We start from the raw sequence: 12575 nt of genomic DNA on the forward strand, positions 1-12575 counted from the left end.
GAGCGCGACGGGGTCAGCGCTTGGCGAGGTGCGCGGGGCGCTTGAGGAAGATCACGACGATCACGGCGACCCCGATGACGATCGCCGGCAGGATCATGGCCTGCGCCATCGCGGCGGAGAAGCCCTCGGCGATCGCGGGAGGCATCGCGCCGCCGCCACCGCCGAAGTCGCCGCTCGCGGCATCCCCGGCACCCGGCAGGTTCGCCGTCAGCCGCGACTGCATGTAGGCCGCGATGGCCGCCGAGCCGATCACCGAGCCGACCGTTCGGGTCGTGTTGTAGATGCCCGAGCCGGCCCCCGCCTGACGCGGCGGCAGGTTGCGGGTCGCGGTCGTGGCGAGCGGCCCCCACATGCCGGCGTTGGCGACACCGATGATCGCGGCAGGGATGAGCAGCAGCAGCACCGGGGCCTCGGTGTTCATGAGCAGCGCGTAGCCGACGAGACCCACGACCATCAGCGTCAGGCCGGGGACGAGCAGCAGGCGCGGGTCGACCCGGTCGAGGATGCGGCCGGCCAACGGTGCGAGCGCGCCCGACAGCACCGCCATCGGGACGAGCAGCAGCGCCGACTGCGTCGGCGTGAGGCCCCGCGCGAGCTGCGTGAAGAACGCCATCGGCAGCGCCATGCTCGTCACCGTGAAGCCCACCGCGGCGATCGCGAGGTTCGAGATCGCGAAGTTGCGGTCGCGGAAGAGCTCGAGCGGAACGAGGGGCTCGCTCTTGGTCCGGCCCTGTGTCCAGACGAACACCGCCATCACGACGACACCCGCGGCGATCATCGCCCAGATGCCGGCGGCCCACTCGTAGTGCTCGCCCTCCTGCAGACCGAAGACGATGAGGAAGAGCCCTATCGCGCTGAGCACGACCCCCACGACGTCGAAGCGGTGCGGGTGGGTCTCGAGCTGCGGCACCAGGCGCCACGCCAGCACGAACGCCACTACGCCGACGGGGATGTTGACGAAGAAGATCCACTCCCACCCGAAGCCGTCGACGAGCAGGCCGCCCGCAAGCGGTCCGACGAGCGTCGCGACACCGGCGGTCGCACCCCACAGCCCCATGGCCGCGCCGCGGCGCTCGGCGGGGAACGTGCGAGTGATGACGGCCATCGTCTGCGGGGTCATGAGCGCGGCGCCGAGACCCTGCACGGCTCGCGCGACCACGAGCACGGCGAGCGAGCCCGAGAGCCCGCAGGCGAGCGAGGCGATCGTGAAGATCGCGAGCCCGATCAGGTAGATGTTCTTCGGTCCGAACCGGTCGCCCAGGCGGCCGGTGACCAGCAGCGGCACGGCGTACGCGAGCAGGTACGACGAGGTGACCCACACGACGTTGTCGAGGTTGCCGGTCGACGGGTCGAGCGCGGCCTTGATCGCGGGGTTCGCGACCGAGACGATCGTCGTGTCGACGAGGATCATGAAGAATCCGATGACCATCGCCCACAGGGCGGGCCACGGGTTGACGGCGGGTGCGGCGCCTTCGGGGGCGCGGACGGTGCTGGTTCTCTCGCTCATGCGCGGGCGGCTTCTCTCTGTGCCAGGTAGCGGTCGGTCGGGGCGAGGTCGGTGACCCCCCACACGGTGTCGGGACGACGGATGTACTCGACCGCTTCGTCGAGCCAGGCGACATCCGCCGACAGCAGAGCCGTCTCGCGGTGCACCTCGATCCAGAACTGGGGATACGAGCCGCGCTCGATCGCGTGATCGCGCGCCTGACGGTGCGCACCGAGGGATGCCGCCAGGGCGTCCCTCCGCTCGCTGAGAAGCGCGACGACTTCGCCACGGTCGAGGTTGTGCGACTCGGCCAGCGCGACGCGGAATCGGTCGGGGCGGTCGATGGCGGGGAGCTCGCGCCGCACCCACGCGATCATCATGTCGGCGCCGGCCTCCGTGAGCGTGTAGGTCGTCCGTTCGGGACGGTTGCCGTCACGGTCGGTACCGACCTCGGCGATGAGCCCCTGCCGCTCGAGGCGAGCGACCGTGTGATAGATCGTGCCGTGGGTCGGAGCGACGAGCCGGTCGGCCTTGCGCTCGCGCAGCAGACGGACCATCTCGTAGGCGTGCATGTCGTCCTCGTGCAGCAGCGCCAGCAGCATCAGCCCCAGCGGGGTGAGTCGGTCGACGGCATCCGGCATGGCACCCCCCTCTCGATTAGTCCATGTGGACTATACGCCCTTTTTCACGGGTCGTCGCGGCGTTCCCCGCTCCGGGATAATGGCCGGGTGAGCGCCCTCGATCTGCCCGGCTGGAAGCACGTCTACTCCGGCAAGGTCCGCGACCTCTATCGCCCCGCCGACGGCCCGGCCGACCGGATGCTGGTGGTCGCCAGCGACCGCGTCAGCGCGTTCGACCAGGTGCTCGAGCCCGGGATCCCGGGCAAGGGCGAACTGCTGACGCGCCTCAGCCTGTGGTGGTTCGCGCAGCTCGCGGGCGCCGACGGCGGACGCCCGATCCCCAACCACGTGCTCGGGCTCAAGCCCCCGGCAGAGGTCGCGGGCCGGGCGATGGTCGTGCGCGAACTCGACATGCAGCCGATCGAGTGCGTCGTGCGCGGCTACCTCACCGGCTCCGGCTGGGCGGAGTATCAAGACAGCGGCACGGTGTGCGGCATCCCGCTTCCCGCCGGCCTGCAGAACGGCGACCGGCTGCCCGGACCGATCTACACCCCCGCCTACAAGGCACCCCTCGGCGAGCACGACGAGAACATCTCGTTCGAGCGTTCCGTCGAGCTCGTCGGTGCCGAGACCGCGGCCGCGCTGCGCGACGCATCGCTCGAGATCTACCGGCGTGCCGCGACCCTCGCCGAGAGCAAGGGACTCATCCTCGCCGACACGAAGTTCGAGTTCGGCCTCGACGCCGACGGGGTGCTGACCCTCGCCGACGAGGTGCTCACGAGCGACTCGTCGCGCTACTGGGATGCCGAGGCCTGGCGCACCGGCACGACGCCCGCCGAGCGCATGGCGAGCTACGACAAGCAGATCGTGCGCGACTGGCTCGCGGGCGCCTGGGACAAGACCGGCACTCCCCCGGCTCTCCCCGACGACATCGTCGAGCGCACCGCGGCGAAGTACCGCGAGCTGCTCGAGACACTCGCCGGCTGACTCCGGTACCGTCCTTGGCGGCGCGGGTCGCGCGGCTCCGCGGAGCGCCGACCGGGCATCCAGGGATCTCACAGATAGGGTGGGGCCGCTCTCGCGCTCCATCCCGAATCCCTCATCCTTCCCGAGGAGTCCCATGCCCATCTGGTCCCTCCACGGCGACGGCCGCACCGTCGCGCGCGGCGCCGTCGTCAAGCCCGGCGAGCGCCTGAACTGGCCCGGCACCATCGCCATCGGCGCGCAGCACGTCGTCGCCATGTTCGGTGCGACGTTCCTCGTTCCGATCATCACCGGCTTCCCGGTCTCGACGACCCTGCTCTTCTCGGGTCTCGGCACCCTCGTCTTCCTGCTCATCACGCGCAACAAGCTGCCCAGCTACCTCGGCTCGTCGTTCGCGTTCATCGCCCCCATCACGGCACTCAACGGCGGCAACCGCCTCGAGACCGCCGAGCAGATCACGCAGGCGCTCCTCGGCGTCGTCGTCGCGGGCCTCCTGCTCGCGGCGGTCGGCTTCATCGTGCAGGCCTTCGGCACCGGCTGGATCGAGAAGCTCATGCCTCCCGTGGTCGCCGGAGCGATCGTCGCGCTGATCGGCTTCAACCTCGCCCCCGCGGCGTGGAACAACTTCCAGCTGCAGCCCGAGATCGCCACCGTGACCCTGTGCGCCGTCATCCTGTTCAGCGTGCTGTTCCGCGGGTTCCTCGGCCGCATCTCGATCTTCCTCGGCGTGATCGTCGGCTACGTCGTGGCCGCCGTCACCGGGCAGGTCGAGTTCGAGGCCGTCGAGGCCGCCGCCTGGTTCGGTCTGCCCGACTTCCACCTCGTGGCGATCGGGGATGCCGCGGCCTGGTCCATCGTGCCGATGTTCCTGCCGGTCGTGCTCGTGCTGATCGCCGAGAACGTCGGCCACGTGCGCGGCGTCGCGACCATGACCGACGACCCGTCGATCAACAAGCACACCGGTCGCGCCCTCATCGCCGACGGTGTCGCGACGACCCTCGCGGGCGGCTTCGGCGGCTCGGGCACCACGACCTACGGCGAGAACATCGGCGTCATGGCCGCGACCCGCGTCTACTCGACCGCCGCGTACTGGGTGGCCGGCATCGTCGCGATTCTCCTCGCGTTCTCGCCCAAGGTCGGGGCGGTGTTCAACACCATCCCGGCGGGCGTGCTCGGCGGCGTCACGACGGCCCTCTACGGCCTGATCGGCGTCATCGGCATCAAGATCTGGGTCGACAACCGCGTCGACTTCTCGCGCCCCGTCAACCAGTACACCGTCGCGGTGTCGTTCGTCATCGCGATCGCCGGGTTCGCGATGAACTTCGGCTCGCTGCAGTTCGGCGCGATCGTCCTCGGCACCATCGCCGCCCTCGTGATCTATCACGCGGGCAACGCGATCGCCCGCTGGCGCAAGACCGGCGCCGACGACGGCGGCCCCATCCCCGCGGTAGGCCCGCTGGGCGGCGACCCCCAGTAAGCGCAGCGCGCCCGAGTGCACGGCATCCCGTCGAAAGGACGACTTCCACACGCGAGGATGCCGTGCACTCGGCGTTTTGCCGTGCACTCAGCACCACCCGGGCCAGGATGGGCGCCGTCACCCTGCTGGTCGGCGACCTCGACGCGATGACGCGTTACTACCGCGACGTCGTGACCCTGCAGGTGCTTGCCGCCGAGGGCGACACCGTCACGCTCGGGCGTTCCGGTCGACCGATCGTGATCCTGCGCCACGAGCCCTCGCTGCGCCACGCGGCTTCAGGGTCGGCGGGCCTGTTCCACACGGCGATCCTCTTCGAGACGCAGACAGCCCTCGCGGCCGCGCTCTACAGCGTCGCCCGTCACGCGCCTTCGACTTTCAGCGGCAGCGCCGATTACCTCGTCAGCCAGGCGTTCTACTTCACCGACCCCGAGGGCAACGGCATCGAGCTCTACTGGGACCGAGACCGCAGCACCTGGTCGTGGACCCACGGACAGGTCGAGATGGACACCCTCTCCCTCGATCCCAACGCCTTCCTGCGCGAACACCTCGACCCTGCGACGCTCGACGGCGCGGGCAGCGCCGCCTTCACGCCGTCTGATCCCGCCCGCGTCGGACACGTGCACCTCTCGGTCGGCGACGTGGCGACCGCACGGGCGTTCTATGTCGACGCCCTGGGGTTCGACACGACCGCGGCGCTCGGCGATCAGGCCCTCTTCGTCAGCGCGGGCGGCTACCACCACCACATGGCGATGAACGTGTGGAACTCCCGAGGGGCGGGGCCGCGCATGCCGGCGCTCGGGCTCGGCCGCGTCGACCTCGCCCTGCCGACATCCGACGATCTCGGGGCCCTCACCGAGCGTCTGCGTCATCACGGCATCGCGGTGCGCGACGACGGGCGGACGGTCGCGTTCGACGACCCCTGGAACAACACGCTCCACGCCGCCCTGGCCTGAGCGTCAGGCCACGCGTCAGGCCGAGCCGCGGACGATGAGCTCGGTGTCGAGGATCGTCACCTCGGGCGGAGACATCCCCGCGAGCCGGGCGAGCAGGACGTCGGCCATGCACTCGCCCTGCGTGAACGACGGCTGCCGCATCGTGGTCAGCTGGGGCTCGGTCGTCAGTGCGACGGGCGAATCGTCGAAGCCCACGACGGCGACCTCGTCGGGGATCCGGATGCCTTCGGCCGCGAGCACCTGCATCGCGCCGCGCGCCATGAGGTCGCTGGCGACGAAGAGGCCGTCGAGCGGCTCACCCGCCGCGAGGATGGCGCGCATGGCGACGGCGCCGGACTCGGTCGTGAAGTCGCCCTGCACGACGGGAGCCGGAGTGAGTCCCGACTCCGCGAGCGCCACGCGGTAGCCCTCGGCGCGGTCGACGCCGGCGGGCATGGAGGGCGGACCCGTGATCGCGCCGATGTGCCGGCATCCGCGGCCGATGAGGTAGGCCGTGGCATCGCGCGCACCGGCGACGTTGTCGACGTCGATGTAATAGTCGCCGGCCCGCGACCGCACCGGACGGCCGCCGTAGACCACGGGGATCGCGGCTGCGATGCGCTCGATGAACGTGTCGCTCGTGTGGTGCGACACGATGATCGCCCCGTCGACGGCGCCGCTGCGCACGTACTGAGCGGTCTTGTCGCCGGGGTCGGCACTGGCCATGATCAGGTTCAGCACGTAATCGCTGCGGCTGATGCGCGAGTTGATGCCCGAGACGACCGACGCGAAGAACGGATCGCCGAACACGCGGCTGGTGTCTTCTGGGACGACCAGGGCGATCGCCATCGTCGACCGGCTCGCGAGCGAACGCGCCGCGCGGTTGGGAACGTAGTTGAGCTCGGCAATCGCACGGCGCACCGACTCGAGCGCGGCCGGGCTGACGGCGGTCGAGCCGTTGACGACGCGCGACACGGTCGAGCGCGATACACCGGCGACGGCCGCGACCTCTTCGATGGTCGCGGCCGTCCGGTTCTGGTCGGAGATCACAGGTGGGCTACCTCGGGACGGCGGTCCGGGCGGCGTCCGCCGCGGCGGGAACGTCGATCGCACGATCTGCGATGACCCGACGATACTCCTTCGCGCTGTCCTTCAGCGTCCGCTCCTGAGTGTGGTAATCCACGTGCACGATCCCGAAGCGCTTCTCGTAGCCCCACGCCCATTCGAAGTTGTCGAGCAGCGACCAGTAGAAGTAGCCGCGCACATCGACACCGGCCTCCTGCGCATCGAGGATCGCACCGAGATGAACCCGGAGGAACTCGGTGCGCTCGGCGTCGGGAACCGTCTTCTCGCCTTCCACCTCGACGAGCTCGTCGTCGTAGGCGGCGCCGTTCTCGGTGACGTAGAGGATCGTGCCCACGGGCTGGGCGTACTCGGTCCACACGCGCTCGAGCAGCTGGGTCAGCCCCGCGGGCTGCACCTCCCAGTGCATCGACGTCCGCGGCAGGCCCCGCTCGTGCCAGTAGATGTCGTGACCGGCGGGCCAGGGCGACCCGGTCTTGCGATCGGTCGGTGCATCGCCCGGGGTCGGCGGGTGGGGGTCGGGACGACCGCCCACGAACTCGCCGTGGTAGTAGTTCACTCCGAGGGCGTCGAGCGGCTGCGCGATGATCGCCTCGTCGCCCGGGCGCACGGCATTCCGCCAACGCTCGACCGCCGCGGCATCCACCTTCTCGATGTCGGCGACGATGTCGCCCGGGTACGCGGCCCGGAAGATCGGGTCGAGGAACCAGCGGTTGAACTGTCCGTCGATACGTCGCGCGGCGTCGACGTCGGCGGCGTCGGCCGGGTCGGCGGGCTCGGCGACCGTGAGGTTCAGCGTGATGCCGAGCGACAGCGACTCGTCCCGCTCGCGCAGCGCGGCGACGGTCTGCCCGTGGCCGAGCAGCAGGTGGTGCGCCGCGAGCATGCCGTCGCCGATGTCGAACCGTCCGGGAGCGTGGATGCCCGCGGTGTAGCTGAGGAACGACGAGCACCACGGCTCGTTGAGCGTCGTCCAGTGGTGCACACGGTCGCCGAGGGCGTCGTGCATGTCGAGGGCGTACTCCGTGAAGCGGTCGGCCGTCTCGCGCAGGGTCCAGCCGCCCCGCTCCTCGATGGCCTGCGGCAGATCCCAGTGGTAGAGCGTCAGCCACGGGATGATGCCGGCGCCGAGCAGTTCGTCGACGAGCCGCTCGTAGAAGTCGACGCCCTGCGGGTTGAGCGGGCCGCCGTCGGGACGCACGCGCGACCACGAGGTCGAGAACCGGTACGTGTCGAGGCCGAGCTCCTTCATGAGCGCGACGTCGTCACGGTAGCGGTGGTAGTGGTCGCACGCGACGTCGCCGTTGTCGGCGTTGATCACGGCACCGGGAACACGGGCGAACGCATCCCAGATCGACGCGGTACGGCCGTCTTCGAAGGCCGCGCCCTCGATCTGGTACGCCGCGGTGGCTGCTCCGAAGAGGAAGCCGGTCGGGAAGCTGCGCGAAGCGTTCATGTTCTCCTGCTGAGTGCGGTCGAGGTTCAGGGTCATCCCTTCACCGCCCCGGCCATGATGCCACTGACGAGCTGCTTGCCCGCGAAGATGAACAGCAGCAGCAGCGGGATGGTGGCGAGGATGACGCCCGCGAGCACGACCGAGTAGTCGACAAAGTAGTTCGACTGCAGCAGCGACAGCGCCACGGGAAGCGTCGGGTTCTGCCGGTCGAGCACGATGAACGGCCAGAAGAAGTTGTTCCAGGCTCCGACGAAGGTGAAGAGGAACAGCATCGCCGCGGCCGGACGCGCCGCGGTCATGCCGACGGTCCAGAACGTGCGGATCATCGACGCGCCGTCGACGCGCGCGGCCTCGATGAGCTCGTCGGGCACCGCCTGGCGCAGGTACTGCGTCATCCAGAACACCCCGAAGGCGCTCGTGAGGGCGGGGATGATGATCGCGCCGATCTGCCCCGTCCACCCGAGCTCGGAGAACAGGATGTAGAGCGGCACGACGCCGAGCTGCTGCGGCACGGCCATCGTGGCGATGACGAAGACGAGCAGCGCCGGACCGCCGTGGAAGCGCAGCTTCGCGAAGGCCCAGCCGGCGAGTGTCGAGGTGATCACGACGGCGGCGGCGATGAGGAACGAGCTGTAGATCGAGTTCCACAGCGCCGGCCAGAAGTTGACCGCCGGGTTGGAGATGACCGACAGCGCGTTCTCGATGAAGTTGCCGCCGGGGATCCACGGGAAGGGCTTGCGGAGGGTGGTGGAGTCGCCCGAACCGATCACGAAGGACCAGTACAGGGGGAACACCGCCGAGAGGAAGACGGCCCCGAGGATGCCGTAGGTCCAGACCCCGGGCCGGCTGCCGCGGATGCGGCGGGCGCGGGCTCCGCGACGCTGCTCGCGAGCGGTCGGGATCCCTTCTTCCACCGTGGCGAGAGGGGCGGGAGTGCCGATGGTGCTCATGCCTGGTTCTCCTTCAGCGCGCGCTGCGCCTGCTTGGCCTGCTGCTTCTGCTGCCGTTTGCTGAGCTCGCGCCTCAGCCCCTCGTCTCGGACCAGGGTCCGGGTGACCACGAGGTTGACCAGGCCGATCAGCACGATGATGAGGAAGAGGATCCACGCCATGGCGGCGGCGCGACCGAAGTTCCACTGTCCCCAGCCGACGTCGTAGAGGTAGAGCGTGATGGTCAGCCACTGCTGGGCCGAGCCACCGCGGCCCGCCTGATCGAACACGCGCGGCTCGTCGAAGATCTGCAGACCGCCGATCGTGGCGGTGATGATGACGAAGATGAGCGTGGGCTTGAGCGAGGGCAGGGTGATCGAGAAGAACTGGCGCACGGGGCCCGCGCCGTCGACGGTGGCGGCCTCGTAGAAGTCGCGGTTCACCGCCTGCATGGCTGCGAGCAGGATGAGGGTGTTGTAGCCCATCCAGCGGTAGTTCACCATCGTCGCGATGGCGATGTGGCTCCAGAACGGCTCGACGTGCCAGGGGATGGCGCCGATGCCGATCGACTGGAGGATGCCGTTGATGAAGCCCGACTGGTCGGCGAACATCGCGTTGAAGATGAGGCCGACGGCGATGGGAGCGACGACGTAGGGGACGAGCACCGCCATGCGCCAGAAGGTCTTGGCGCGGATGTTGCGGTCGAGCACGGCCGCGATGAAGATCGCGAGCACGAGCTGCGGAACGCTCGAGAGCAGGAAGATGCTGAAGGTGTTGCGCAGGGCCGTCCAGAAGTGGGGCTGCGTCAGGATCCAGATGTACTGGTCGAATCCGATGAACTCGCCCTCACCGCGGATGAGGTCCCAGTCCATGAACGAGATCACTGCGGTGTACGCGATGGGGAAGAGCCCCACGATCGCGAACATGATGAAGAAGGGCGAGATGTAGAGGTACGGCGAGAAGCGGATGTCCCACTTGCTGAGCTTCTGCGAGAAAGAGATGACCCGCGGGGGACGACCGCCGTCGTCGGTTCGGGGGGAGCGCGTCGCCGGGCGCTGCTGTGTCGTGGTCACGATCGTCCTTCGGGTGCGTGGGCGGGGAACGCCGGGGCGCACCGGCGATGCGGTGCGCCCCGGCGGGGCGGGTCAGAAGCTTCCGACCTCGTTCACCCAGGTCTTCCAGGAGGTCTCCTTGTCCTCGATGCCGTCGAAGACACGCGTGATGGCGTTGCCGAGGGCGTCGTGGAACTGGAAGTACTTCGGACCCTTGAAGGTCGTCACGGTGATCGCGTTGGCGCGGTCGATGCCGATCTCACCCGTGGGCGCGTTGTTGAAGTACTCGCTGACGAACCCGGTCAGGTCGGGGCTCGACTGCGCCTCGGGCTGGCTCGGGAAGGTGCCGGCGTTGTTGAAGGCCTTGATCTGCGTCTCGGGCGACGTCAGCCAGTCGGCGAGCTTCTGCGCGTTGGTGAGGTTCTTGCCGTTCGCGGGGACCACGAGGTACGAACCGCCCCAGTTGCCGCCGCCCTCGGGGAACGCGTTGGCGATGTCCCAGCCGGCGATGTCGGGCGCTTCGCCCTCGATGATGCCGTGCATCCACGGCGGGCACAGCATGGCGGCGAACTTGCCGCTCGCCATGGCGGCGTACCAGTCGTCGGTCCACTGTCCCGGGTAGGCGGAGATCGGGATCGCCTTGTCGACGACGGTGTCGTAGGCCTCGCGGATGTCGGGGTTCTCGGTCGCGATGACCGTGCCGTCCGGCTCCTCGTAGGCGACCTCGAGCTGGTTCACGACCCCCTGCAGGACGGAATTGGCCGAGTCGATGAAGGGCTGGCCGGTCTTGGCGACGTAGTCGCTGCCGATCTGGAAGAAGGCGTCCCACGTCGGGAAGAGCTTCGCGACCTCTTCGCGGTCGGTGGGCAGGCCGGCGGCCTCGAACAGGTCGGCGCGGTAGCAGATGGCCTGCGGTCCCACGTCGGTGCCGTAGGCGACGAGGTTGCCCTCGGCATCGGTCGCCGCCTTCTCCTTCCAGTCGAGCCAGCGGCCGGCGAGCTCGTCGGGAACCGGCGCGATCAGGTCGGAGTACTGCATCATCTCGGGGAACCAGTCGACCTCGACGCCCTCGACGTCGGCGAGGCCGGTCTTGCCGAGCTTCTGGAAGAAGTTGGTGCGGGCGTCGTTCGAGGTCGCCGCCTTGGTGTGGACGACCTTGATGCCGGTCTCCTCGGTGAACTCCGCGAGCAGCTCGTCGGTGTAGCCGAAGTCGTTGAACGTCGCGAGGGTCACGGTGTCGGAGTCGCCACCGGATGCGGCCTGGTCACCTCCGCCCGAACATCCGGCGAGGACGATGGCCGAGGTGGTTGCGACGCCGGCCACGAGGCCGATCCGCCGCAGTGCGCGTGAATTCACGTGTCACTCCTTCGTGATTGCGGGTATCTGGTGCGCGGCGGTTCGCACCCGACTTTGGGAGCGCTCTCACCGATTGACCATGACCATACGGGAGCGCTCCCAGGATCACAAGAGAGCGCTCCCAAAGACGATGGTCACGATCCGGTCACGAGACAGGCCGGATGCGGCGAACGAGGCGCGCATCCCACCCGTAGACTGGTCGCGCACCCATCCCGCGACCTCCGGAGCGAGCAATGCCCACCATCGTCGTCGACGTCATGCCCAAGGCCGAGCTGCTGGATCCGCAGGGCAAGGCGGTATCGGGGGCCCTCACCCGCCTCGGCGTCGCCGGTTTCTCCGACGTCCGCATCGGCAAGCGCTTCGAGCTCACCGTCGACCGCGCCGACGACGCGACCCTCGAGACCGCTCGCCGCATCGCCGACGAGATCCTCTCGAACTCGGTTATCGAGGACGTCGTGAACATCGAGGTCGTGGAGTGACCGCGCGCATCGGTGTCATCACCTTCCCGGGCTCGCTCGACGACCGCGACGCGCAGCGCGCCGTCCGGCTCGCCGGTGCCGAGCCCGTCGCGCTCTGGCACGGCTCGCACGACCTCGACGGCGTCGACGCGCTCGTCCTGCCCGGCGGCTTCAGCTACGGCGACTACCTCCGCGCCGGCGCGATCGCGGCGCACGCGCCGATCATGGCCGAGGTGAAGGATGCCGCCGCCAAGGGCATGCCGATCCTCGGCATCTGCAACGGATTCCAGATGCTCGTCGAGGCGCACCTGCTGCCCGGCGGCCTGATCCGCAACGCCCACCAGCAGTTCATCCGCCGCGACCAGCGCCTGGTCGTCGAGAACGCCGACACCGCGTGGACGAGCGGCTTCGAGACCGGCCAGGAGATCGTCATCCCGCTGAAGAACGCCGACGGCGGCTTCACCTGCTCGGCCGAGACGCTCGAGCAGATCGAGGGCGATGGTCTCGTCGCCTTCCGCTACCGCGGCGTGAACCCCAACGGCTCGCTCGACGACATCGCCGGCCTCACGAACGAGCGCGGGAACGTCGTCGGACTCATGCCGCATCCCGAGCACGCCGTCGAGCCGGGCTTCGGCCCGAACACCACCGAGGCGATGCGCTCGGGCACCGACGGACTCACGTTCTTCACGTCGGCCGTCGCCGCGGTGCTCGCCCGCGTCTGAGCGCCGGGTCGGTAGCGTTG

12 protein-coding genes are annotated in these 12575 nt (G+C 69.2%); 5 read left to right on the forward strand and 7 right to left on the reverse strand.

What is annotated here, in order from left to right; translation table 11 throughout:
* Positions 1-13: 13 nt before the first annotated feature.
* Complete coding sequence (locus C3481_RS08600; RefSeq protein ID WP_103841645.1) at positions 14-1507, reverse strand: DHA2 family efflux MFS transporter permease subunit; 1494 nt, start codon at positions 1505-1507, stop codon at positions 14-16.
* Positions 1504-2127: a PadR family transcriptional regulator gene (locus tag C3481_RS08605; RefSeq protein ID WP_023953121.1), complete on the reverse strand. Its 624-nt coding sequence runs from the start codon at positions 2125-2127 to the stop codon at positions 1504-1506. Before C3481_RS08605 ends, C3481_RS08600 begins: the two co-directional genes overlap by 4 nt.
* Positions 2128-2214: 87 nt before the next feature.
* Here C3481_RS08605 and C3481_RS08610 point away from each other — a divergent pair, with 87 nt between their 5' ends.
* The 3 genes from C3481_RS08610 to C3481_RS08620 all read left to right on the forward strand — a co-directional run bounded on the left by C3481_RS08610 (position 2215) and on the right by C3481_RS08620 (position 5520).
* Positions 2215-3093, forward strand: coding sequence for a phosphoribosylaminoimidazolesuccinocarboxamide synthase (locus C3481_RS08610; RefSeq protein WP_103841647.1), 879 nt, complete (start codon positions 2215-2217; stop codon positions 3091-3093).
* A gap of 133 nt (positions 3094-3226) precedes the next feature.
* Positions 3227-4567 carry a uracil-xanthine permease family protein gene (locus C3481_RS08615; protein ID WP_064955181.1) on the forward strand — a complete coding sequence of 447 codons (1341 nt, stop codon included), beginning with the start codon at positions 3227-3229 and terminating at the stop codon, positions 4565-4567.
* Positions 4568-4674: 107 nt separating this feature from the next.
* Complete coding sequence (locus tag C3481_RS08620; protein ID WP_103841649.1) at positions 4675-5520, forward strand: VOC family protein; 846 nt, start codon at positions 4675-4677, stop codon at positions 5518-5520.
* A gap of 15 nt (positions 5521-5535) precedes the next feature.
* Here C3481_RS08620 and C3481_RS08625 read toward each other — a convergent pair whose 3' ends face one another.
* From C3481_RS08625 to C3481_RS08645, 5 genes are all read right to left on the reverse strand, one after another.
* Entirely contained in the window at positions 5536-6549 is a 1014-nt protein-coding gene (locus C3481_RS08625) for a LacI family DNA-binding transcriptional regulator (RefSeq protein WP_023953127.1), read from the reverse strand.
* Between the two features lie 7 nt (positions 6550-6556).
* The gene (locus tag C3481_RS08630; RefSeq protein WP_237049123.1) at positions 6557-8074 is read right to left on the reverse strand and encodes a GH1 family beta-glucosidase; all 1518 of its coding nucleotides are present in this window, start codon (positions 8072-8074) and stop codon (positions 6557-6559) included.
* Positions 8071-8988: a carbohydrate ABC transporter permease gene (locus tag C3481_RS08635; RefSeq protein ID WP_103841651.1), complete on the reverse strand. Its 918-nt coding sequence runs from the start codon at positions 8986-8988 to the stop codon at positions 8071-8073. Before C3481_RS08635 ends, C3481_RS08630 begins: the two co-directional genes overlap by 4 nt.
* Positions 8985-10040, reverse strand: a complete 1056-nt coding sequence (locus C3481_RS08640; protein ID WP_023953130.1) for a carbohydrate ABC transporter permease — start codon at positions 10038-10040, stop codon at positions 8985-8987. The genes C3481_RS08635 and C3481_RS08640 overlap by 4 nt, the downstream gene beginning before the upstream one ends.
* 72 nt (positions 10041-10112) lie before the next feature.
* The gene (locus tag C3481_RS08645) at positions 10113-11375 is read right to left on the reverse strand and encodes an ABC transporter substrate-binding protein (protein ID WP_023953131.1); all 1263 of its coding nucleotides are present in this window, start codon (positions 11373-11375) and stop codon (positions 10113-10115) included.
* A gap of 233 nt (positions 11376-11608) precedes the next feature.
* On the opposite strand from C3481_RS08645, the gene purS reads away from it, so the two are divergent.
* Together purS and purQ are read left to right on the forward strand one after the other, a co-directional pair.
* Positions 11609-11854 carry a phosphoribosylformylglycinamidine synthase subunit PurS gene (gene purS / locus C3481_RS08650; RefSeq protein WP_023953132.1) on the forward strand — a complete coding sequence of 82 codons (246 nt, stop codon included), beginning with the start codon at positions 11609-11611 and terminating at the stop codon, positions 11852-11854.
* Positions 11851-12555 (forward strand): phosphoribosylformylglycinamidine synthase subunit PurQ, encoded by a 705-nt coding sequence (gene purQ, locus C3481_RS08655; protein ID WP_088379663.1) that lies wholly within the window; start codon positions 11851-11853, stop codon positions 12553-12555. Before purS ends, purQ begins: the two co-directional genes overlap by 4 nt.
* Positions 12556-12575: the final 20 nt, after the last annotated feature.

The organism is Microbacterium sp. Ru50 (genome assembly GCF_002920555.1).
Taxonomy (GTDB): domain Bacteria; phylum Actinomycetota; class Actinomycetes; order Actinomycetales; family Microbacteriaceae; genus Microbacterium; species Microbacterium arborescens.